Raw genomic sequence first — 23,130 nt, 5'->3', positions numbered from 1 at the left:
TTAATTGTTCACTCGCACATTTGAACGACGAATACCTGCTACCATTTCAATATTGCGATAACGTTGTTTGGGGTCAATACTATATTGAGTACCTTTTGCCCTATCGTGTGCACTGTGAAAGATCATCGCTATCGAATCGCTGGCTTTGATACTCGCTAATGGGTATACATCAGACGGTCTTATCGCCACAACTAGAGACACCCCAGAGGTAACTCCTGCCTGCTTATTTTTTGGCATTAGCATATTTTTTAAACCACTGTCTGCAGTCTTTTTAGCAGCTGGGTGGTTAATACCAATTAACTGCACATCACGGGCAACGGTTCTTACACCATTCCTGCCTCTGACAACCACATCAAAGCGGTCACCGTCACTCAACTGCTCGTAAGGCATACCTTTTTGGATGTGCTCTAGGGTAAACAAAACACGACCAGCTGGAATAGCATCAGATAAAGATTTCTTTTCTTTAGTTTTCAAGTCGCTTGGGTAAATCGAACTCCCTGCTCGCTTGCTAACCTTTAATGTTTTACCCATCAAATGACGGGGGTTTTGTATAGTGCCTGCAAGATTGTCTTCATCAATACGCACTTGTTTAAGGAGTGATGAAGTCAGTACTTGACCCGGTTGTAGATTACTACTGACTATCCATGCCGGCTCCGTTGTCATATTTTCAAACTGGCGAAGTCCTAGCACTGAAGCTAACATACTTGATGCTGCAAAGAGGATCATGGCACCCGTGGCACTACCGGTTAATTTACTTTTCATATGTCACCTCATTTATCAAGTTAGGAATATTTTGGACAGGTGCAATGGCTGAACCTGCCCGTGAAACGCCTGATTAGTTCAAACTGCCGGTATTACTAGCAGAAGCAGCAGCTGTACTCGCTGTACCACTAATAGAGGCGGCAGATTCAGAAAAGTCAGTATTAATAAATTCAAACTTCTGACCATCACCTGCATTTATATCAACCGCATCAATAAAACCAGAGCCACTTATCTCTGACGTTCCTTCACCATTTTTCATACCATCAAAAGCGTAGCTCTGGTCTAGTGAGCCAATTGCTTCAGCAACATCTTCCATTTCAGCCGTTACAGCGTCACGCATCGTACTTAGACCTACGACTAGGCCAATGACTATCGTAGTCGATAACAATAACAACTCTGAAGTCATCACAAATCCGCCTTGTTTTTTCTTACCTAGTTTGTTGTTTATAAGAGTTTTCATAATGTTTACCTTTAATGTTGTGTAAGTTAGTAATTAATAAACCCAAATTATTTGAGCTTACATAGACTATTGCGATTGCTGTGCCAGCTTTTAAACAAACCAAAATAAAACCAAATAAATCCTTATAAAACAATAAAATAAATTTTAATTAAAATTAAATCATCACTGTATTGGTTATTAGCTAAAAAGCTTAGTTCACAATCTGATTTGCAATTTGCAAATCAGATTGTATTATTTATTTACGTACCCTCATTTGAGCTATTCAAAAAAGAAAATCTTTTTTTTGCGAAAAATATAGCCTATTAAAAATGAATGCCCATACGCTTAAAGAGTCAGACTCATATAATTTTAAAATTTATGATTATTGATTCTAAACCGACAGCTTTGTTTAAAATGGAGATGTATCGCTTGTTTCGTAATAGAAACGAGAAGAAAACTAACTTTTTATTGTGGAAGTAACTTAGAAAACGGAGTTAAAGGGTCTATATGTGGCGCATTGTATAGCTAAAAATTAGTAGTTATCAAAAAATAAATTAACAGTTAAGCAATAATTATCATTTTGTTAGCAATATTTTATGGCAATAAAAAGTTAATAAATACTAGTGTTTGAACCAACCAACGACCCTGTAGCAAAATCTGTGTAACTGCCTATCATTAGTACCCCAAAAGGGGTTAGGATTGGCAGACTATGAATAAGAAAGAACTAGGGTATTTGCTAAGCAAGCAGCCAAGATAACCGTTGAAGCCTTTTTAAACGCAGAGATTGAAGAGCATCTTGGTTATGCACTTCATGAGAAAATCAACACAAAAATAGCCGCAACGGCTACTATTCGAAGCCCATTCGCACTGAAGACGGCCAAGTAGAACTTGAAACACCACGTGATAAAGAAGGTAGTTTCGAGCCTTTATTGGTTAAAAAGAATCAAACGCGATTTACGTCGATGAACGATAAAATCTTGTATCTTTATGCCAAAGGTATGACGACGAGAGAAATCGTTAAAATGTTCAAAGAAATGTATGGCGCAGATATTTCACCCACGTTATATCTCTTGTCACTAATGCCGTAATAGAACAAGTCACTGAGTGGCAAGATCAACCTCTAGATTCAGTCTACCCTATTGTTTATCTTGACTGTTTAGTGGTTAAAATCAGACAAGATAAACAGGTTATCAATAAAGAGGTTTACCTGGCCTTAGGTGTTAACATTAAAGGTAAAAAGAGTTATTAGGTATCTGTTGATGGTCTTAAAGGCTTTGCTGAAGCGATTAATACCGTATTTCCTCCGGCACAAGTTCAGCTCTGTATTGTTCATATGGTAAGAAATTCGATGAAGTATGCACCCTGGGGGAATTACAAAGCAATAACGGGTGATGTAAAGCGAATATATCAATCAGTGACAGAAGAAGAGGTATTACTTGAACTCGATAACGTCTGCGTACGCTGGGATGATAAATACCCTCAAGACATTCGCAAACGATTTCCCTCTGATGACTCAGCGAAGAAAGTAGTTAATCTTGCAATAGATTCGGCATCCAAGAGATGGACAATCTCAATAAGAAACGGGAAAACGGCCTTGAATCGATTTATGATTGAATTCGAAGACCGTTTAAAGGACTTTATTTAAAACTGGAAGTTACACAAAATCTGTTACAGGATACAGCCAACTCATGCCAATAAATTGTACTGCTTGCCTCTTTATTCACCACTAACATTTTACCAACGAGTGCATCAGGGTTCTGAACTGAACCATAGATATTATTAGTAGAAACTCTAGTTTTAACTAGCAAATCTGACGTAATCAATTGACCTGCTGAGATATTTACTTTAGTTACCCAAGCTGAAACTGTGAACAAATGATTTAATGGTAGTAAAAAATATGCTATGGATATTAAAGTAACGAATGCGAATACGCTCCAGGCAAAAGGTGTATTTAATTTGTATTTCATACATCACCTCATTCATTAATTTAAAGATAAAAGAGCCAGTCAGGTGACTGACCCTACTATTTAAGTATTTTAGTTTATCAAACTACCAACATTGGCAGCAGAATTAGCACCACTACTAGCGCTACTACTAATAGAACTGGCTGTTTCAGAAAAATCACTCGCGATAAATTCAAATTTCACTCCATCCCCAGCGTTAGTGTCTATGGCATCGATAAATCCTGAACCACTGATTTCAGCAGTACCTTCACCGTTTTTCATACCGTCATAGGCATAACTTTGATCAAGTGAACCAATCGCTTCAGCGACATCTTCCATTTCAGCAGTTACAGAATCACGCATTGTTGTTAACCCTACGGTTAAACCAATAACGATAGTCGTAGACAACAACAATAATTCTGACGTCATCACAAAACCGCCTTGCTTTTTCTTCATGTTCTTTTTATTGATATTAGCTTTCATAGTGTTTACCTCTGGTAGTGTTAAAAAGATATCGGCTCATCATTTGTTATTAATTTAATGAGCCTATTAAGGTTATTGCCATTGCTGTGCCAAATATAAAAAAAAACAATAAAATCACACAAAAAACATAAAAAACCAATAAAAAACAGTGTAGTAAGTTGGAAGTAACAAAAACATTTAGTCATACATATTTACGAAGATTACCGCAATAAGTAATTTGATTTGCAAAATACAAATCAAATTATAACGAGTTACCTCTATCAAAAATGATTTATAAATTTCACTTATGGTAATGCTGTAGATCCAGATAAGAAGTTTCGATGGGTCAATAAGTACCTGTTAGGGATGTGCAAATAGCCTTTTTGGTTCCAAACAAAACCTAAGTACTCACTTCCCTGTGAGCACAGGTTTTTGGTTCCAAACAAAACCTAAGTACTCACTTCCCTGTGAGCACAGGTTTTTGGTTCCAAACAAAACCTAAGTACTCACTTCCCTGTGAGCAATAATTTATGAAATGGGTATAACGATTAAATATAAAAAGGTGTACTAGTATTAAAAAAAATCCGATTCAATCAATGTAAGACTAAACCGGAAAATTACTCAGGAGAGAGTAGAAATATTATTGTTACTACAAGTTTTGTTAATTAATAACCTGCACTCTTGTGCGGTGCACACCTGCTACCATTTCAACATTACGAAAACGTTGTTTAGGATCAATACTATATTGAGTGCCTTTTGCCATATCATGTGCACTGTGGAAAATCATCGCTACAGCGTCGCTTGCTCTAATACTGGTTAAGGGATACACATCCGATGGTCTTACGGCAACAACCAACGACAAACCGGGTTGATTACCTGCTTGTTTACCTTTAGGCATCAACATATTTTTCAGACCACTATTATCAGCCTTTCGGGCTGCAGGATGGTTGATACCAATGAGCTGCACATCTCGTGCAACCGTACGTACACCATTTCGAGCTCTTACAACCACATCAAAACGATCACCATCACTTAACTGTTCGTAAGGCATACCTTTTTGAATATGCTCTAGGGTGTATAACACCCGACCTGGTGGAATAGCATGAGATAAAGATTTTTTTTCTTTGACCTTTAAGTCACTCGGGGAAATTGTACTACCCGCACTCTTACTAACTTTTAATGTTTGGCCCATCAATCGACGGGAGTTTTGAATCGTCCCTACAAGGTTATCCAGATCAATACGTACTTGTTTAAGCAGTCCTGAAGTGATCACTTGACCTGACTGTAGATTGCTACTTACTATCCACGCAGGCTCAGTTGTCAGCTTGTCAAATTGACGCAGTCCTAGCACTGAAGCTAGCATACCCGATGCCGCAAAAAGGATCATGGCACCTGTAGCACTACCGGTTAATTTAGCTTTCATATGTCACCTCATTAATCAGATTAGAAAAACGAGGACAGGAGCGAAATACTTATCCTGCCCTTTGAGCCACGGATTAATTCAAGCTACCAACATTGTTAGCAGAAGCCGCGGCGGTGCTTGCAGTGCCACTTATATCATTAGCTGATTCAGAAAAGTCAGTATTTATAAATTCGAACTTCTGACCGTCACCAGCGTTAGCATCTACTGCATCGATGAAACCTGAACCACTGATTTCAGCAGTACCCTCACCATTTTTCATACCATCAAAAGCGTAGCTCTGGTCGAGTGAACCAATAGCTTCTGCAACATCTTCCATTTCAGCCGTTACAGCATCACGCATAGTACTTAAACCAACCACAAGACCAATGACTATCGTAGTAGATAACAACAACAACTCTGAAGTCATTACAAATCCGCCTTGCTTCTTTTTACTCGGTGTATTGTTTTTAATCGCTTTCATAGTGTTTACCTCTAAGGTTATAAAATTAGTCGTTTATAAGCCCAATTAATTTGAGCTTACATAGACTATTGCGATTGCTGTGCCAGCTTGTAAGTAAATGTAAAAATCAAATAACAACACCTTAATAACTCCTTATTAAACAACATGTTGAGCAAAGACCATATTCAGACTATTTAAGTTTACAATACCAAGAGGATCACTATCTAAAGCTGAAGTGACAAATTGATTCGCAATTTGCAAAGCAAATTTAATGAATAAATACCATGAAGTTTTGATCTTGATGTATGAAGAAAAAATAAATCAAGATTATGAGCTAGAATGATCTCTCACGATTTACGGTGATTGAGCCTTTAGTTCCAGACAGAACTTAAGTACTCACATTCACGCGTGCAGCATTGGTTGGCTGGTCTATCTTAACCAGTTCACATGAGAAAAATTTTATGAAATTAGTATGAATAACTTGAAATTTATCGACAATTATTGTGATGACTGTGCGCTAAAAAATAAAAAACCCAAGCGCTTAATAAACGGTTTGGGCTTATTTAATAAGTGGTAGTATTAGGGGGTTACCACCAATTTCAAATGCTAAGCTGGATTAACATAACAACCAATATGTTCTCTTAGTAACAGTATTTTTGCACTCATCATCTGGTTATCTGGCTGTTCTCTTAGTACACCGGTATACTCCTTACAAGCTTTATACCACTGCTGCTGCGCTTCATAAATTATGCCTCTGTGGTAATTAATACGCCAATCACTTTCCATAAAGCGTTCGGCTGATGTTATAGCTTGTAATGCTTTAGTATATTTTCCTTCAAGATAATAGTATGCCGCTTGAAGTTCATAAAGGTGCGGATTATAGGGTGTTACACTCAACTGTCGTTTGACTATTGTTCTGGCTAAAGTCAAGTTCCCTTCTTCCATTGCTATTCTACTGCGCAAAATAGCCGCTTCAGGAAATGCACCACGCTTAGACAAAATCAAATCTAATAACTGCTGGCTTGTATTAGTGTTACCAATTTCAAATTCCACTAATGCACTAGTCATCATAATTCGCTTATGATTTGGATATTTCAGATACAAGGCGTTCAATTCAGATGCAAATCGAAAACAATCAACTATCGGTTTGCTATTATCATGACAGTTAAGATTAATCATTAACGCTTTAACATCGATTAAATTATGATCTTTCGCTTTTTTACAATTAGAGTTGCTTGCGAGGTTATTCAAACACATTTCTTCGCGGTTAAATGATGTCATTCGACACTTTATTAATTGTTGCGTTCGAGTTTGACACTTAGGCTTAGGTACTTTTATTTTTACATACCTAGTTAAAAGCTCATCTAACTGCTCATTGGGCGCATAAACTTGGTTACTTGTACTCTTGTTCGCACAGCCAGTGATAAATAAACCACTGAATATCATACAAATTGAAAATAATTTTTTAATATTCATTTTACTGTCTCCTTTTCTGAGGCATTGAATGCCTGGTTGACATTAAAAACCGATTTTTGTAGTAGAAACTCAGTTGAAGGGAACTGCCATAAGTTGACTTCATGCTTCATCTCACGAACGATGGTAGGTGTAACAATGATAAATAGCTCACGTTCTGTATCTGAATCGGAAGTTGACTCTGCTAATTTTCCAAGTACCGGCACGCGACTCGCACCAGGTATAAAGTCTCGATTATTGTTAATGTCACGACTGACCAGCCCTCCAATAACCATAGGTTGTCCATCACGCAAACGTGTTGATGTGCTAATACTTCTAACATTAAACGCTGAGGTATTTAATCCGCTACCTGTACTACTCGAAATTTCCTGAGTTAGAAGCGTATCAGGTGTAGAAATTGTCGGGTTTAAGTCCAAAGTAATACGGTCATGTTCGTCGACCATAGCGCGAACCTGTAACTGAACGCCGAATGATTTAAATGTTGTCCCACTAAAAACACCAGAAGTATTCGCCCCAACTTCATCACCACTTACAATGCCACTTGGTGCAAATGCAGTTGGTACAGGCACTTCACCACCTGCTGAAAATACAGCTGATTCACCAGCTAATACAGTTAAAGTAGGACGAGATAAGGTTTTAGATATTCCTTCCTCTTCTAACATTGAAAACAATAAATCAAAGGCAAAATCTTTACCTGCTACTTGCAAATTATTTACTAGCCCGCCACCTAACACCTGCAAGGCATTATTAACTTTTGTCGATGATGATTCATTAGGGCTAGCTCCTGCTAAGCCAAAATTACCACTCGTTTTATCATAGCCCTTACTAAGTACTGAAAAATCTGGACGCCACTGTTTCAAGCGACGATGGTTAACTTCGTACATTTGAACCGAGACGCGAATTAGCGGTAAATCTCGTACTTCAATCACCGATAATAATTTACCTCCAGCAATGGACAATAATTTCGCGCGGCCAATATTTGAAGCAAGGTTATTATCTGAACTTCCGCTGGATCCAGACGCACCACTAATACCAAGTCCTGCCGGGCCAGCTGAGCTTTTCTTGCTATTACTCGTAAACAGCCCGCCTGACTCGTTCGCTAGAATCGTAATAATGGCTTCTTTAGATTTTTTACTTTCTTCTCCGGTCACGAGTCTAGATGCAACAGTAAGTACTCTAACTAATTCAACTTGGTTATCTACATAACCTTTTAGTAATAAAGTGTCTTGATTAGCATTAGGAACATCTCCATGCTGAACACGTGTTACAGTGACAGACTCGCCCCCCACTAAGTTAATATTATTTTTCACCCGAGTAACAATATCTTCAGGTAATATTTCAACCTTGATTAAGTTTATAATAGCGGCTGATTTAGTCTTTCTTTTTAGCGTATGCTGAACATCTTTGTCCTGCATACGCAAATTATTAACCAATGATGCAATTGCCGATGACTGCAGCAAAACATTATCATTGTCTCCTTGACCTGCTTCGAAATAGTTACGGGCCGCCGCTTCAGCTGCTATTCGGTATTTAATAGTAGGTACTTTTCCACGTAACACTAGCGCATTACGATCAGGAGCTAGTGTCAACGAGATGTTAGGATGAATATCTTTAATGGCGTGATGTAATACACTTAAATCTGAAGTAACAGTAAATAGAAAAGTTTCTGATGTATTATCAGTATACCAAACCATAACACTAGTTCGGCCCACTTTTTTGGCCAATGCTAAAGCTTCATTTTTACTCAGTACTTCTACTTGTAAAGTTTCTTCTTGCCCAACAGCAATTCGCTCAAGCGGTTTATTGAAGACTAATCGACTGTGTGTCCACTGCACTAGTTCCCTAGTTTCTTTGGACTTTTTACTGTCTGCGGTCTCTACAAATTTCAGGCCATCAGCTGCACATACCGTTGAGAATAAAGCTAATAACCAAATATAATTAATCAAAACTAATTTAAAAAATTTCATAATGCTCTCCTGTTACATTCGTCCGCAGCTACATACTTATGGTGTTTGTTGATACGGCGGTTACTAGCTATATCGCAACATTTAGACCAAGTTGGAGATTAGTTCAAGGATTTAGATTTAATTATTATAAAACAGTAGGTTATAAATTATATTTAAAATTTATTATCAGAAAGGAATTTATCTACATGGAAAATGAAATTGAACATTCTTATATTGAATTGCGTTTTGCAAATATGTAGATTATAAGAGGCATTTTGCAACAAGTGTGCGCATTTTTAACAATCGTTGAACTTTAGTTTCATTATTTTTTTGCTTTTTATGTTCAGGTAAGTATTTAATTAACAAGCGATGTAATTCTTTGCGAATAACAGGTTTAGGCAAGAAATCATTCATACCAGCTTTCATATAACGCTCTTTGTCACCATAGACTGCGTCAGCAGTCACCGCAATAATAGGTACATGCTTAAAGTGCTCATCGCTTGAGCGTATATGAGTAGTCGTGGTTAGACCGTCCATTACCGGCATTTGGATATCCATGAGCACTAAATCAATTTCAGAATTTTTCAACATGCGTAACGCTTCAACGCCTTGGTTAGCGATTAGCACCTGACATCCGCAAGATATTAAAAATTGTTCTATAATAATTTGATTTTGTTGGTTATCTTCCACAACTAAAATAGTCGCATTATCAAAATTAATATCACTCTTATTAACGCTGAGTGCGTCATATAACTTGATACTAGCCTTCCCTAACATCTCATGCAACTGCTCCAAAATCCTACTAATGTGAGAAACTTTGATCGGGCCATTAACCAGTAATTCATTTTTACTGTGCCAATGAGTGAATTTACCACTGCCCAGCAGATCCAATATTATCAAACAAGGTGTGGAGCCATCGCTGAAGTAAGGCTTTAAATACTTCCTACAACTATCGCTTTGAGCCGGCTCAGTCACTACCAAAAAGTCAGCTAACCCAATAGAAGGATCAGGTAATTCTGAGGTGGACCTAAACACTTTATATGTTACTTTGTAACGTTTGAATATCTGCTTAATTGCATCGTTTAGATTATTATCATTCCCAATTAACCAAACAATATTGTTGCGGTTATCTGGTAGTGAAGGTAATTGATTTTGTGGAACAGAAATATCAATCTCAATTGGAATTTCAATACAAAAAGTACTACCTTTATCTAATTTAGAATTGACTCTAATTGTTCCTCCTGCAGCTTCACAAATTTGATGACAGATGGCCAAACCTAAACCACTACCGCCAAACTGACGAGTGGTAGACACGTCAGATTGCATAAAAGGTTCAAATAACTGAGACATTTTTTCTTCAGCAATGCCAATACCCGTATCAATAACCTTGATTGAAAGAACACCTTGGTTATTTTCTGTGGGTTTGTATGCTACATGAATGTTAATTTCTCCAATACTCGTAAACTTAATAGCATTGGCCAGAAGATTAATTAAAATTTGGCGAAGTCTAACATTATCACCTATGACGTTCATTGGTACATTAGCATCAATACACAAAATCAGTTTCAGCTTTTTCTTAACCGCGCTGTCAGACAAAATATCAATAGCTTCATCTATACAAATACCTAAGTCGAATTTTCGATGCTCAAGTGTGACTGCATTAGCTTCAAAACGTGAATAGGTTAACACGTCGTCAAGAATACTTAATAATGCACTTCCACTCGATTGGATCATATCAGCAAAGCGTTGTTGTTCTTGATTAAGCCCAGTATCTTGTAATATTTCACTTGAGCCAATCATGGCATTTAGTGGGGTGCGAATTTCATGGCTTATATTAGCCAGAAAACGACTTTTTGCAACAGCAAGGGTTTCAGCATGCTGCTTGGCCTCTTTTAATGCATATGCTGCTGCTACACGCTCATCAACATCAACAAGCGTAGCGGCAATAGCAATTAAGGCACCATTTTGATCAACAATTGGCGTCATACTCATTTCTGCCCAAGTATGGGAACCGCCAGCACATCTCATCTGTAATTCTAATCTGCATGTGTTGTGCACGCCATTGGCAAATTGGTTCAAAGCCTTAATAACAATTGGTTGGTTAACACCACTAACAAATTCAGTGATCTCTTTACCCATACATTGACTTTCAGGCAACTTGATTAAATCACTCCATGCATGATTCATAAAAGCAATGCGTCCGTCTGGTTGAAGGCGCAGAACAACTTCACTAATATTATCGACTACTAATCGATAACTGTATTCAGCAGCAGATGCCAACTGTTCAGCTTTTACTCGTTGGGTAATATCAGATTGGACCGCAATATAGTGGCTAACTTGACCATTTTTACTTTTTACTGGTGATGCATCCATTGCGATCCAATAAGGCTCACCATCGCGATTATAATTGATAATTTCGACGTTAAAATTCTCCTTATTTTTAATGGCTTCAGACATAACTGTAACAACGTTCTGATCAGTCATTGGCCCTTGTAGTAACTTTCCTGGTCGCTGGCCTTTAATTTCCTCAAAAGAGTACCCAGATAGTTTTTCAAAGCTGCGATTAACCCATTCAACTTCACCACATTCATTTGTTATAATCACCAAGTTGTTGGTGTGACTTGCAACCAAAGATAATTTTCGTGCTTCTTCTTTAAAGCGTAAGCGGGTTTCCATATCTTTATGAGCTTGAATATCGAACAAAGATCCTATAAACCCCTCTTCAGCGTTTCTAACCATACGCATTTCAAACCATCGGTATTCACCAGATTTATCTCTAAGTAAAACCTCAACTCGCTTAGGATCACTTTTTTCACATGCTGTTTCAGCCATGTTATTACAGAAAGATTCTTTACTTTTTTCATGCAAGTAAGTTGGTAAAGCACAACCCAATAATTCGTTATCGGTATACCCTAATTGCCTATTCCAGGCTGAGTTTAAATAGGTCAGCGTAAAGTTATTATCGCATTCAAATATACATTCATCTAACAACGACAGTAATTTAGCGTGAGCTTGCTGGCTTTTTGATAGCTTCTCAATTAGGGCATATTGGATTTGTACTTGGAGCTCTTTGCTGTTATCCACGCTGACATCCTATGCTATTTAGTTGAAGCTAATTGTGACCAGTGACAAACATTGGCATATAAAGGAAAAACTTCGGTGCAATAAAAGTTCTGTTCAAAAGGTGTTCGACTAGAGGTACAATCATCCAGAACTGTTACGTTAAAGCCCAAATCTATTGCGGAACGCGCAGTGGAATCGATACAGATGGAAGTAACTGTGCCTGCAAACACGATATCGGTAATACCTTTATCATGAAGTAACTTCGCTAAATCTGTATTAGAAAATGCATTCAATCCTCGCTTACCTGGAATTATAGTAACAAAATCATCAAATTTAGACAGTTGAGGAATAACTTCTGCTCCAAACGTATTTTCTTTGAAGGCTCCAACATCTTTGATGACTTTAAGAATACCTATAGGATTTGCTAGCTCATTGTAGTCAGCGGTAAAATGAATGGGCGTGTTGATCACCATCCCAAAATCACGCCCATACTCACTAAGTAACGTAAGCGTATTTTCAAGTACTCCCGTCACTCTTGATGATTCTTCAATCACACTATATAAAATACCTTGTGGTGAAAAATAATCATTTTGATAACCTATCAAAACTAGTGCGGTATGGGATAAATTATTCATCTTTTAAACTCCAATAGTTTCATTTACTTGTGCAAGTTGAATTTTACGATATTGTTGTAAAAAATTTTCTAACACTAACTTTGTAATAGGCTTTTCAATATGATGAGTAATACCTTTTCTATATAACTCAGCAACAGAATCTCTGTCGGTGATCCCTGTCAGCGAAATTTTCGGCGTATTAGCATTTACGCCATTACCATCACGTAACTGGCTTGCAACATCACTACCAAGTAAACCGGGCATCCGTTCATCTAAAAATATAAGGTCAAATGGCTGTTTGCTGGTCAACTCCAACGCTTCAATACCATCATCTGCACCAGTAAGAATACAACCTAGATGTTCTAGCATGATTATTGTCGTCATTTTACTGGGTTGACTATCGTCTGCAACAAAAACTCTAAGTTTACGTAAATGCTTAATGTCACCCAAAAGGTTATGTAAATCACTATCAAAAAATGGCCAATATAGTGAAATCTCGTCCGTACGCTCACGCTCCTGCAATTGTTGCATAGTACGCAATACAATCGTTGAATGACTATTTGTTTTAGTCAAGTTAGCATAAACGTCAGACGTAGCTCGACAATCTTTAATTTCGATATGGCAAGGTGAATCAGCTGTTTCATTTGATGATTGCGCTATACATTCAATATTAAGGCCTTGTTCAAACGAACGAAAACAATGTTGTAATGATCTGTCGTCTGATTGAATACGGACTTTAATTGGCTCACCAATCAGCTCTGGCAGGCTTTCTTCTAGTTTAGGTTTACCAGAAATTATAGTGCTAAAATATTTTTCACTTTGGTCATCACAGTAAAAATCAAAATGCATGTGATCATCAACAACACTGAATTTTATAGTGACACCATATTCGACACTATCTATAGCCTGTTGAATGTCTTCTGCAAGCTGTTTTGTCAGTTTATTTGCATCAAGGTCAACCATAGCTCGACTAAAACTGGTTTGGTTTAGCAATCGACAACAAACGGGTCGCCCCATTTGAGCTATCAACATAGCTCCTACACATTGAACCAATTCTAATATATCAATTCTTGAATTTTCCAAAATGATGTTCACCTTTAATGAAAAAACGATATTATCCTTAATCAAAGCAATTAACGTTCCATTATAAAGCCTATTATTTAACGTTTAAAATCAATAGTTAAAAATTATTGATTTTAGATATAATCATAAAAGTCAATTTGAGTTGCAAATTGCAAATCAGAATAAAAACCAAATTGCTAAAAGTAATATATTAAATTACCCATACTAAGTTTTCCGAATAGTGTAATAACAACTTCAAAAAATTCATCAATTTTTTGTTCTAGAGAAAATAAGACGCTCGTTTAAGCAAAATATAAGTATTGAGATTTAATTCACAGTTATTAGCTCCTCCAGTATCTTTGTCGACTGTACAAATATCGATTAACATCAAACACACAGACTCTAACTATTAGCTATACTTTATGAAAAAAGCTAATAACCAGTCACACAATACTTTAATAAAATACATATTTGACAAATATTTACTCGATAATAAAAGAAAAAAGTATATAAGTGACACCTGTCAAAGCTATCAAGAATTATTAACACTTCACCTTAATAATTCTTGATATATTATCTGGCATAAATAATGCTTTGTAATATTCACAACCCATAGCTAACAAAGAATATCAATTCAGGGGTGAATTACTATGATTAATATTAGAAAGCAGGCAGGTTTTGCAGTTACCGCTGAAATGGTATTTTTGGCAACAATTATATTTATTGGTTCAATCATTGGATTAGTTGTGATCCGTGATGCTCTTGTTCAAGAGCTACTAGATGTGGCTGAAGCAATAGAAATAAGCGAGCAATATGCCTTTGATGGTATTAAAAAAACTGTTCAAGAAAGTCAAAGCACAGTAGTCATTGTTAATCCAGAATTGGAAGGTATCCAATAGTCGTGTTTGGCACTAAGCACATTAAAAATAAAATGACAGTGTAAAGTATATTATCAAATCATTTTGGATATAAAAAACTGAAAACCCTATATAACTTGGAGCTTTCAGTTTTCATTGGTTCTTATTGAACCTGTATTTGGTGCAGATAGAGAGACTCAAATTCTACCCCCCTAATGCCCCCAAAGATGGACGTCAAAAAAAATTATAAATTTTTATATCAACTACTTAATTAGATCACTAAAGTAACTCTCCCATACATTTAAGTACGATTGGGTACATTAAAATACAAAGAATTTACTGTTGAATATGGTATTGAAATTGATGATGATGTCTGTAGAGAAATTAATACTATAGATTTAAGTGTAATGGTTTAAAACACTGAGTGTTCGAGAAAATATGCTGGAGGTAATTAAAAACCTTACGGTCCTATTGTATAATAGAATGGCTTTGTCGATAGTATGGCAAAGCGCCACTATTTTAAGATAAAAACACTTTGGAGAATGTTATTATAGAGCATCTTAACTGCACTAAAAAAATTGCTGAACTTCCTCAGAAAGAGTTGCATCAAGCGCAGCTTACTGAGGCAGCTATTGCAATTAGTATTAATGGCATTAGCCAAGCGGTAATGATGGCATCTCCTGAGCATTTAAAAGACTTTGCACTTGGTTTTAGTTTAAGCGAAGGCTTAATTCATTCGGTTAACGAAGTTTTAGATATCATTGTTCATTCACATATCTCTGGATGGCAAGTTGATATTCTGGTTTTAGCACGAGTTCAGCATCGATTGAAGCAACGACGCAGAACGATGGCTGGGCCAAGTGGCTGTGGCCTTTGTGGTCTAGACTCTATTGAAGCTGCTATGTCATTAAATCAGCCTCATCAAAAAGAGGTAAAATCGTTTCAATTACCCTCTGAGAAAATTATTATTCAAGCAAGAGATGCCTTACCTAGTATTTTAAAAAAATCGGGGAGTATCCGAGGAAATCATTGCGCTGCATTTTTTGATTTATCTGCTAAAATGATCGCCTTTCGAGAGGATGTGGGTCGTCATTCAGCGTTAGATAAATTGCTAGGTTGTTTGTCGCATAAAAAATTACTGACTCATGATGGTTTTGCTTTGATAACAAGCCGCTGCAGTCATGATTTAATTGCCAAGGCTGCTCGCTTATCTCTGACAACGTTAGTCACGCTAGCACAGCCGACTGACTTAGCTGTTAATTCAGCTCGCAAATCTCAAATAGCCTTATTTTGCTTCCAACATGGGCAACTAAAACGTTACGCCTAATAAAGGATTTATATGTCTAAGTCATCAAAAAACAATCCTGCCTATTCTTCACCTGCTGGTGGTTGGGGAGCACTAAGAAGCTCAGCTAAACACTTAATTCAAAGTGAAAATGCCGCGAAAAGCGTTAAAGCATTACTCAAAGCAAATCAACCAGGTGGTTTTGATTGTCCTGGTTGTGCATGGGGTGATTCTACCACTGCCGGGAAAGTAGACTTCTGTGAAAATGGCGTTAAAGCCATTGCATGGGAAGCCACCAGTAAACGTGTTGATAGCAATTTTTTCAAACAGTATTCAATAACAGAATTACAACAATGGGATGATCATTCACTGGAGAAAAGTGGCCGTTTAACCCAACCAATGTATTACGATGGAATAAGTGATCACTACCAGCCAATTGATTGGCAAGAAGCTTTTAAAATCATTGGCACTAGCCTGCAGCAACTTTCCTCCCCCAATGAAGCATTATTGTATACTTCTGGTCGAGCGAGTAATGAAGTGGCCTACTTATATCAGTTATTTGGTCGAGTATTAGGCACAAATAACTTTCCTGACTGCTCTAATATGTGTCATGAAGCCTCCGGCATAGGCATGACAAATAGTCTAGGTACAGGTAAAGGTACGGTGACTATGGACGACTTTTCTAAAGCTGACGCCATTTTTGTCTTCGGCCAAAACCCAGGCACTAATCATCCTCGTATGTTGGGAACCTTGCGTGAGGCAAGTAAACGCGGAGCTAAAATTGTCTCTGTTAACAATTTAAAAGAACGTGGATTGCAAAAGTTTTCAGACCCACAAAGCCCAAAAGAAATGATCTTCTTAACGGGCACTACCATCAGTCAATATTATTTCACCCCTCGCTTAGGCGGAGACATGGCGTTATTACGTGGCGTCGCTAAATGTTTATTTGAAAGATTTGAGCATGATAAATCAGTACTCGATATCGACTTTATCAATAAACATTGTCATGGTTTTGAAGCATATCAACAAAGTGTCGCGGCAAGCGAATGGGACAAAATTCTCAAACAATGTAGTTTGACTCGAGAAAATATTGAACAAATAGCAACAATATATACCAGCAGTAATAAGGTTATTTTCACTTGGGCGATGGGGATTACCCAACACCGCCACTCTGTCGCTACAGTACAAGAGTTATTGAACGTACTAATGCTCAGGGGTAATATTGGCAAAGCAGGGGCTGGGGCATGTCCGGTACGCGGTCATTCAAATGTGCAAGGTAATCGTACTATGGGGATCAATGAAAATCCGTCAATGGACTTTCTTGATGCACTAGAGAATCGTTACTCTTTTAATGTTCCTCGTGATAATGGTTTTAATACCGTTGAGTCTATTCATGCCATGCTTGAGGGTAAAGCTAAGGTATTTATTGCCTTGGGTGGCAATTTTTCTGCGGCAACACCTGATACAACGCGTACTCACAAGGCCTTAAGAAAGTGTGACTTAACCGTACAAATCAGTACTAAATTAAATCGAAGCCATGTAATAACAGGTAAACGTGCGCTAATTCTCCCGTGCTTGGGCCGTACAGAAATAGATCGTCAATCTAGCGGCGAACAGTGTATTACGGTGGAAGACTCAATGAGCATGGTACACAGTTCAACGGGTCAAAATGAACCAGCAGCTAACACTCTTCGTTCAGAAACAGCTATTGTTGCTGCAATAGCCATGGCATCAGTAGGCGATAAAATAGTCGATTGGAATACGCTGGCCGGTAATTACGGGTTAATTCGTGAAGAAATAAGTGCTGTTATACCCGGTTTTGATGACTATAACACCCGAATAAAAGCAGGTAGAGGTTTCCACCTAGAAAATTCAGCAGCGCAACGTCATTGGCGTACTCCAATAAAAAAAGCCATTTTTAGTGATGCTAGATTACCAGACCAATTAGTACATGAGCGTGCACAGTTAATGACTAAAAAGCCGGTACTAACGCTGCAAACACTGCGTTCACACGATCAATACAACACCACTATTTATGGAATGGATGATCGTTACCGTGGTGTATATGGTGAACGTAATATCATATTTATGAGTGCAAAAGATATAGATAAACAGGCATTAAAAAATGGAGATCATGTAAAAATAACAACGGTATCAAACGATGGCATAGAACGTTCGCTCTCTAATTTTAAAATTGTTGAATACCTTATCCCCCCAGGCTGTGTGGCTGCCTATTATCCAGAAACAAATCCCTTAGTGCCGTTAGAAAGTATCGCTGACGAATGCGGTACCCCAACATATAAATCAATACCAATATCTATTGAAAAAATGGATAACCAACAATAGGTCTTAGCTAGATATATCGGTTACCTATCAAGAACGATAAAATATGCTTCTTGATTAGTAACCGACAGAGTTAAATTTATATCGCTGAATTAAAACTACGAGACGCGACTGGAGTGGCCGAGTAACAAACCTTTAAGTGGTGTACTTTACTTCGTACATCACTCAATGACATGCTAGGGTAATATCCTAATGTTAAGCGAATAGGCTTATTATTAAATTTATATCTATATTGCTAAACAACTTTACCTTTTTAAATACCCTATGTAGTGGCGTAATATTTAGAAAGCCATTGAGCATTGAGGTATATCATCAGCCAAAAATAAAAATACCAGCATGAAGCTGGTATTTAATTAAAGCCACCTAAATAAAAAAGCGATTAAGGACAGTCTCCCCAGTTAACGCCGTCAACACTACATTCATAAAAAGTTGTGCCGTCCTCTTGCTTCGTTTCTTTACGCCACTTTCCTTCATCATTTTTATGTATCACTACATTACCTGTTGCCTTGCTTTTACGCCAGTAACTAACATCAACTGCAACTTCATCATCAAATCGATAAGGCATTGCATCAAAAGCAGTAAAGAAATCTGCTGGCTCTAGATCTGCAACCTTCTCTTTAACATTTACCCAATTAGATAAAGTTTGAAAGTCAGCATTCATGTCTCTGAAATAGAACTCTGCACCATACTCATAATCAGTTTCAGAGTAACGTAAGTTAAAGTTACGCTCATAAGGGTTTTCTAAACTGGTATTTATACACTCTTCAAGTGTTGGGAAAGTGACTGTGGGTATTGCATTCCCAAGCTCATAGTGAATTCCCTCTTTTTCAAAGCTAACACGCTCAATATTGCCACAGCGATATGTTTGGTCTGCATTGATATATACATCTTCTCGAATACTTAGCCAACCTTTGAGTGACTGGTCGCCCCAGCTAATTCCCACTTCATGAAATTTAGCTAAAACAACATCAACTTTTTTTAATGACCCTGTATCTTTAAGCTTCACAAACTCAATAAAGTCTTCAGTGCCCATATAAATAATTTCATCGCGATACCAAGCATCAGTAAAGTTGTACTCTTCATCTTTATCTTTGTCTTGATAGATAACAACTCGAATTTCGGCAGCAGTTGGATATTCTTTTTCCAGGGCTTTTTTATGTTTATAAGCAGCTTTTAAGCCCGTAACAATAGACTGAGCTTTGCCATAAGCGGCGCTGTCATTATTCGCAATAAAATCTGAATAAATTTGATCAGCCGATAAATTGTAATGAGCAATCAGATTTAGTATTACATCTTCAATTTCTTGCTTAAGCTCAAGACGTAAATCAGTATCAGCCTTAAGTTCATCACAAGTTAAGTTTCCCTTGCCACTCCCTTTTAATTGACGTCGTAATTGCCCCCAAATAACAGACGTTAATGGCGATATATTACGAATATCATCATCTGATAAAGGCTCTATAGATGGAGGAAAAGACATCTGATATGCCTCAGTAACCTCGCCTAAATCTTCATCTATAGCACCAACAGGCACATCGACATACATAGTAGAATAAGGTACACAAGAAGCTTGTTCTTCAGTGAATTCAAAACTGTAATTACCTGATTCAGTTGAAACTACTGACGGCTCAGTTTGCTTATCAAACTTACTATCACCATCTAAATCCAACCAAACCGTAGCACCTGAAACGTACCCATCAATAACTTTACCCGTAAGAGAAATCGTATTAACTACTATAGGGTCAGGTTTATCAGGTGCAGGTGCAGCATCAGAACCACCACCGCCACAACCAGCAAGGCTAGCCGTCATGGCTAAAGAAATAACAAATTTACTTTTTTTAAAAAACATACAAATTTATCCTTTTTTGTATTTAAAAATTAATGCCATACGATTACAAATCGTATAATAGGAATAAGTGAGCAACTCGGGCATTTATAGTAGTTATTTTGTAACTACCTACAAAATAACTGATTAATTACATTTCAGCTAGTCTATTTCTTTTTATCATTTAATAATAAGTAGATGCTCCCGCCTCAGTAAGGCCAACTTCACTTTTAAATAAAGCTAAAATTTCTGATCTTATTTTATTAGAGGTTTCATCAAAAACTTTCTCAGCTTTAGGTTTTTTAGTTATTTTATGTAGAGCAGCCTGCATAATCTCAACCCACTTATTCTTTTTGTAACCAAATTCATCACCATTATTTAACTCATCACCTTCTAATTGCAATTCAACATCATGGTTGGTAATAGCTGAATGATTTTCAGTAATCCTATTAAACAACTAAAACCTTTCTGGAATGGTTACTTCTTCTACTGGAAATTTAAAAGCATTTTCACCATGAAGAACAAGTGTCGACTGATAATTTCCCTGTAAGACGTCTCTAAAGTTTTTACGTGCTTTTCCATAAACCAATCAATACATTCATCTAACGTTTCGTTTCGAGTTGCTTTAGAGCGTTTTGTTTGAACAGCTGGGTTAAGACCATCATTTAACAATTGTCGTAACTCTGGTATCTTCTCACACGCTTTTTTCAATGAAATATCAGGATAACGTCCCGATGCAATGCGAGATGGTTTATCATGGTAACTATATTGAAAAGTAATGGTACAGAACTCCGAAACACGTACACTTAAACTATCACGGTCAGCTATATCGAAACGTTTGGATTGTTTTTTATTTAATAAAGATTTAATTTTGAATCACTTAGTGCCATTTTTATTACCTTGTAATTTTTATCATGGGTACACAAATGGGACACTTTTATTTATAACGGTAGAAAACACGATGATATCCAATGTTACACAACAACACATACAACAGAGTTAAATAGTTGATTTATATGAACAACAAAGAACGTAACGTTACACAGAGTGACACTATGAACCAGCCAACAATTCTCTGGCACGATTAGTCGACCACCAACAAAAACAAGCGACACAGACGAAAGTATCATTTTATGTACACACATATGTACACGAAGTCATAAGCCTGCATAAACCTCAATAGATATTAACTCATTCACTGTCAATGCAGTCCAAGTTGATTCCTATAATGTCTGTGTGTTTAATGTCTATCAGAGTTCCATAGCCGCCCTTTCAGGGGGTAAAGATTGTAGGTTACACCTTTCTAAGCACAATAGTTCTACAGTCCTTATAAAGGTTCAGGGAGCACCTGTATACGTTATAAAATATAGGGTGTTTAGGGTTGAAATTTGATGCAAGATAACACACTTTCAAAGTAAGATTTTAGTTCCCAGAAGGCAAATAACAACCAGATAGTTATGTTATCAAAGGTCACGAGGATCAGGTAATCACTTGAGAGAACTGTCCCTTCCTTCCATTAATATCACTAGTTCAGATAATTTAATACCTAGACCATTGCTTACTTTGAACAATGTATCCAATTTGGGGTTGTATAAAAACCTCTCAATCCTTGACACATGTGCTCGGCTCAACCCTGACAACTCAGCAAGGTTTTCTTGGCTTAGTGATTTTTCTTTTCTTACTGATTTAACAGCATAGCCAAAAAGCTCGTTATAGTTCTGCATTTGAATCCCCTACAATTAAAGTTGAAGAATCATCTAATGAGCACTACAATGCCACGTCACGTAGTGCTCATTTTGACACAAGGAGCATTTATTAAATATTTGAATAATAAATTAAGGAATGGATTTCAATGAAAAAAACTCACTCACTTTTAATGTCGCTAACTCTGGCATCCCTATCTGCATCGGCCTCAGGTAGCCCAGAACAGTCAAATGATACAAGGGTCTCTCCTAAATTTTCTGTTGGTGGTATCTGTAAAGTTAATGAAAAATATATAAATAGTTCATTACCATTATTAGACTTTGCAAACCCAGTTTTAGATTATAAAAAAGACTTTCTTCCTAATGGGGTTTTAACCTGTAGTGTAATCCCAGAAGCTTCTTATCCAGTTAAAAATAATGTTAAGCACTATTATGAAGTTGGTAACTTTCAAGGGTTTGATTACAAAGTAGGCTTTAGCGGTGGATTTATTCATTTATCACCTAGCCCCAAGACTTCAAAGTGGAAGATAAATTGTAAAAAAGATGACATGGAAGATTCTGTAACATGTTCAATGACGAAACATAATAAAACCCCTTTATTTGTTCATCTCGGTGCTGATGGTGAAACAACGTCATTCGGTTTAGTCACTGACACTTACCCTAATATGGAGGTTGCAGTTAAGGTCGGTAGCAACTCTAAAATAGCAGCAACTTCAATGGCTGGGTTATTATCTAAATCTCAAATCACGGAGCAAATGAAGTCTAGCACTAAACTGATCACATCTTACTTCATCTGGCCTAGCAAGGTTAAAAAAGTGGAGAATCATTCAATCGAAGGATTCAATGCAGCTTTAATATTAATGAAAAAACTATACAAACAATCAACATTTAATTAGATTAGTGGGAATAAAGGAGATACCCACTCCAGTCAGATTAGCACAACTAACATATAAGGAAAATAATATGACATTGACGAGTCAAGAAATAGCAAATCAAGTTTTAAAATACATGAAGGTAGAAGGGAAAAAAGAAGGTGTTTGTGAAAAATCTATAGAACAGATGCTAAAAGAAAGTTGTAGCATTTATCAAAATGATGCTTTAGATACAGAAAGTTCACCTGAGTGGATTGCCAAAGTTGCTATTGCTGCGATGAAAAATAAACAGGAACACGAAGATATTAAAGGTATGATTAATAGCTCAATTGCCGCTATGTCAAATAATAGTCTTTCAGAAGATGAATTGTATAAAGCTATTGGTTTTATAGAGTCCGTGTATTCTACACCGAATGACAAGATAGAAGAGTTCGAAGATGAACCTTCACAGATTGTTAGTCGGTATCTCAAAGAACTATTAACAAAACTCAACGTGTCAGTATATGATAATGACCAAATATTGGTGAGTGAAGAAATGGGTAACAAGTTAAATGAATTGATGAATGTAGACTAAAGAATAATATCTACAATAAATGACAAGCGCAGTTCTATTGCGCTTGCT

The 23,130-nt window shown here is 37.0% G+C and carries 20 protein-coding genes and 1 pseudogene; 6 read left to right on the top strand and 15 right to left on the bottom strand.

Features of this window, described 5'->3' with window-relative positions:
* Entirely contained in the window at positions 1 to 762 is a 762-nt protein-coding gene (locus H4J69_RS11595) for an SAF domain-containing protein (protein WP_182216389.1), read from the bottom strand.
* A 73-nt stretch (positions 763 to 835) separates the two neighbouring features.
* Entirely contained in the window at positions 836 to 1,222 is a 387-nt protein-coding gene (locus H4J69_RS11590; protein ID WP_182216387.1) for a hypothetical protein, read from the bottom strand.
* Between the two features lie 839 nt (positions 1,223 to 2,061).
* Here H4J69_RS11590 and H4J69_RS11585 point away from each other — a divergent pair.
* A pseudogene (locus H4J69_RS11585) lies at positions 2,062 to 2,846 on the top strand (transposase).
* Here the strand turns inward: H4J69_RS11585 and H4J69_RS11580 are convergent.
* The 9 genes from H4J69_RS11580 to H4J69_RS11540 form a co-directional block, all read right to left on the bottom strand.
* Entirely contained in the window at positions 2,839 to 3,168 is a 330-nt protein-coding gene (locus tag H4J69_RS11580; protein ID WP_182216386.1) for an SAF domain-containing protein, read from the bottom strand. The pseudogene H4J69_RS11585 and the gene H4J69_RS11580 sit on opposite strands and share 8 nt — an antisense overlap.
* 69 nt (positions 3,169 to 3,237) lie before the next feature.
* On the bottom strand, positions 3,238 to 3,627 hold the full coding sequence (locus H4J69_RS11575) for a hypothetical protein (protein WP_182216384.1): 390 nt from the start codon (positions 3,625 to 3,627) through the stop codon (positions 3,238 to 3,240).
* A gap of 640 nt (positions 3,628 to 4,267) precedes the next feature.
* The gene (locus H4J69_RS11570) at positions 4,268 to 5,029 is read right to left on the bottom strand and encodes an SAF domain-containing protein (protein ID WP_182216382.1); all 762 of its coding nucleotides are present in this window, start codon (positions 5,027 to 5,029) and stop codon (positions 4,268 to 4,270) included.
* Between the two features lie 73 nt (positions 5,030 to 5,102).
* Positions 5,103 to 5,489 (bottom strand): hypothetical protein, encoded by a 387-nt coding sequence (locus tag H4J69_RS11565; RefSeq protein ID WP_182216380.1) that lies wholly within the window; start codon positions 5,487 to 5,489, stop codon positions 5,103 to 5,105.
* Between the two features lie 585 nt (positions 5,490 to 6,074).
* Positions 6,075 to 6,944, bottom strand: a complete 870-nt coding sequence (locus H4J69_RS11560) for a M48 family metallopeptidase (RefSeq protein ID WP_182216379.1) — start codon at positions 6,942 to 6,944, stop codon at positions 6,075 to 6,077.
* Positions 6,941 to 8,908, bottom strand: a complete 1,968-nt coding sequence (locus H4J69_RS11555) for a pilus assembly protein N-terminal domain-containing protein (RefSeq protein WP_182216377.1) — start codon at positions 8,906 to 8,908, stop codon at positions 6,941 to 6,943. Before H4J69_RS11555 ends, H4J69_RS11560 begins: the two co-directional genes overlap by 4 nt.
* Before the next feature lie 240 nt (positions 8,909 to 9,148).
* Entirely contained in the window at positions 9,149 to 11,971 is a 2,823-nt protein-coding gene (locus H4J69_RS20375) for a PAS domain-containing protein (protein ID WP_182244632.1), read from the bottom strand.
* Between the two features lie 14 nt (positions 11,972 to 11,985).
* Positions 11,986 to 12,585: a cysteine hydrolase family protein gene (locus H4J69_RS11545; RefSeq protein WP_182216374.1), complete on the bottom strand. Its 600-nt coding sequence runs from the start codon at positions 12,583 to 12,585 to the stop codon at positions 11,986 to 11,988.
* 3 nt (positions 12,586 to 12,588) lie between these two features.
* Positions 12,589 to 13,596 (bottom strand): response regulator, encoded by a 1,008-nt coding sequence (locus H4J69_RS11540; protein ID WP_182216373.1) that lies wholly within the window; start codon positions 13,594 to 13,596, stop codon positions 12,589 to 12,591.
* 680 nt (positions 13,597 to 14,276) lie between these two features.
* Here H4J69_RS11540 and H4J69_RS11535 point away from each other — a divergent pair.
* From H4J69_RS11535 to H4J69_RS11525, 3 genes are all read left to right on the top strand, one after another.
* The gene (locus tag H4J69_RS11535) at positions 14,277 to 14,525 is read left to right on the top strand and encodes a hypothetical protein (protein WP_182244631.1); all 249 of its coding nucleotides are present in this window, start codon (positions 14,277 to 14,279) and stop codon (positions 14,523 to 14,525) included.
* Positions 14,526 to 15,018: 493 nt separating this feature from the next.
* A complete protein-coding gene (gene fdhD, locus H4J69_RS11530; RefSeq protein WP_182244630.1) occupies positions 15,019 to 15,810 on the top strand; it encodes a formate dehydrogenase accessory sulfurtransferase FdhD in 792 nt (263 codons plus the stop codon).
* Positions 15,811 to 15,822: 12 nt separating this feature from the next.
* Complete coding sequence (locus tag H4J69_RS11525) at positions 15,823 to 18,114, top strand: FdhF/YdeP family oxidoreductase (protein ID WP_182244629.1); 2,292 nt, start codon at positions 15,823 to 15,825, stop codon at positions 18,112 to 18,114.
* A 376-nt stretch (positions 18,115 to 18,490) separates the two neighbouring features.
* Here H4J69_RS11525 and H4J69_RS11520 read toward each other — a convergent pair whose 3' ends face one another.
* The 4 genes from H4J69_RS11520 to H4J69_RS20475 all read right to left on the bottom strand — a co-directional run bounded on the left by H4J69_RS11520 (position 18,491) and on the right by H4J69_RS20475 (position 21,657).
* Positions 18,491 to 19,957 (bottom strand): hypothetical protein, encoded by a 1,467-nt coding sequence (locus H4J69_RS11520; protein ID WP_182244628.1) that lies wholly within the window; start codon positions 19,955 to 19,957, stop codon positions 18,491 to 18,493.
* A 160-nt stretch (positions 19,958 to 20,117) separates the two neighbouring features.
* A complete protein-coding gene (locus tag H4J69_RS11515; RefSeq protein WP_182230565.1) occupies positions 20,118 to 20,390 on the bottom strand; it encodes a hypothetical protein in 273 nt (90 codons plus the stop codon).
* A gap of 29 nt (positions 20,391 to 20,419) precedes the next feature.
* Positions 20,420 to 20,803 carry an Arm DNA-binding domain-containing protein gene (locus tag H4J69_RS20480; protein WP_182221725.1) on the bottom strand — a complete coding sequence of 128 codons (384 nt, stop codon included), beginning with the start codon at positions 20,801 to 20,803 and terminating at the stop codon, positions 20,420 to 20,422.
* Positions 20,804 to 21,420: 617 nt separating this feature from the next.
* Positions 21,421 to 21,657, bottom strand: a complete 237-nt coding sequence (locus tag H4J69_RS20475) for a helix-turn-helix transcriptional regulator (RefSeq protein ID WP_182244627.1) — start codon at positions 21,655 to 21,657, stop codon at positions 21,421 to 21,423.
* Between the two features lie 128 nt (positions 21,658 to 21,785).
* Here H4J69_RS20475 and H4J69_RS11500 point away from each other — a divergent pair, with 128 nt between their 5' ends.
* On the top strand, positions 21,786 to 22,532 hold the full coding sequence (locus H4J69_RS11500; RefSeq protein WP_182244626.1) for a hypothetical protein: 747 nt from the start codon (positions 21,786 to 21,788) through the stop codon (positions 22,530 to 22,532).
* A gap of 67 nt (positions 22,533 to 22,599) precedes the next feature.
* Positions 22,600 to 23,082, top strand: a complete 483-nt coding sequence (locus H4J69_RS11495) for a hypothetical protein (RefSeq protein WP_182244625.1) — start codon at positions 22,600 to 22,602, stop codon at positions 23,080 to 23,082.
* Positions 23,083 to 23,130: the final 48 nt, after the last annotated feature.

Origin of the sequence: Colwellia sp. BRX10-9 (assembly GCF_014077405.1) — a bacterium.
In the GTDB taxonomy this organism is placed as follows: domain Bacteria; phylum Pseudomonadota; class Gammaproteobacteria; order Enterobacterales; family Alteromonadaceae; genus Colwellia_A.
The sequence above is the reverse complement of the archived record's forward strand: the minus strand, read 5'-3'. Positions and strand labels throughout refer to the sequence as shown.

What these genes read in the sequence shown, in the direction of transcription:
- H4J69_RS11555 (WP_182216377.1), bottom strand. Translation starts at nt 8,908, where the DNA reads ATGAAATTTTTTAAATTAGTTTTGATTAATTATATTTGGTTATTAGCT.
- H4J69_RS11565 (WP_182216380.1), bottom strand. Translation starts at nt 5,489, where the DNA reads ATGAAAGCGATTAAAAACAATACACCGAGTAAAAAGAAGCAAGGCGGA.
- H4J69_RS11495 (WP_182244625.1), top strand. Translation starts at nt 22,600, where the DNA reads ATGACATTGACGAGTCAAGAAATAGCAAATCAAGTTTTAAAATACATG.
- H4J69_RS11500 (WP_182244626.1), top strand. Translation starts at nt 21,786, where the DNA reads ATGAAAAAAACTCACTCACTTTTAATGTCGCTAACTCTGGCATCCCTA.
- H4J69_RS11580 (WP_182216386.1), bottom strand. Translation starts at nt 3,168, where the DNA reads ATGAAATACAAATTAAATACACCTTTTGCCTGGAGCGTATTCGCATTC.
- H4J69_RS11520 (WP_182244628.1), bottom strand. Translation starts at nt 19,957, where the DNA reads ATGTTTTTTAAAAAAAGTAAATTTGTTATTTCTTTAGCCATGACGGCT.
- H4J69_RS11535 (WP_182244631.1), top strand. Translation starts at nt 14,277, where the DNA reads ATGATTAATATTAGAAAGCAGGCAGGTTTTGCAGTTACCGCTGAAATG.
- H4J69_RS20475 (WP_182244627.1), bottom strand. Translation starts at nt 21,657, where the DNA reads ATGCAGAACTATAACGAGCTTTTTGGCTATGCTGTTAAATCAGTAAGA.
- H4J69_RS11590 (WP_182216387.1), bottom strand. Translation starts at nt 1,222, where the DNA reads ATGAAAACTCTTATAAACAACAAACTAGGTAAGAAAAAACAAGGCGGA.
- H4J69_RS11595 (WP_182216389.1), bottom strand. Translation starts at nt 762, where the DNA reads ATGAAAAGTAAATTAACCGGTAGTGCCACGGGTGCCATGATCCTCTTT.
- H4J69_RS11570 (WP_182216382.1), bottom strand. Translation starts at nt 5,029, where the DNA reads ATGAAAGCTAAATTAACCGGTAGTGCTACAGGTGCCATGATCCTTTTT.
- H4J69_RS11540 (WP_182216373.1), bottom strand. Translation starts at nt 13,596, where the DNA reads ATGTTGATAGCTCAAATGGGGCGACCCGTTTGTTGTCGATTGCTAAAC.
- H4J69_RS11525 (WP_182244629.1), top strand. Translation starts at nt 15,823, where the DNA reads ATGTCTAAGTCATCAAAAAACAATCCTGCCTATTCTTCACCTGCTGGT.
- H4J69_RS11545 (WP_182216374.1), bottom strand. Translation starts at nt 12,585, where the DNA reads ATGAATAATTTATCCCATACCGCACTAGTTTTGATAGGTTATCAAAAT.
- H4J69_RS11560 (WP_182216379.1), bottom strand. Translation starts at nt 6,944, where the DNA reads ATGAATATTAAAAAATTATTTTCAATTTGTATGATATTCAGTGGTTTA.
- H4J69_RS11575 (WP_182216384.1), bottom strand. Translation starts at nt 3,627, where the DNA reads ATGAAAGCTAATATCAATAAAAAGAACATGAAGAAAAAGCAAGGCGGT.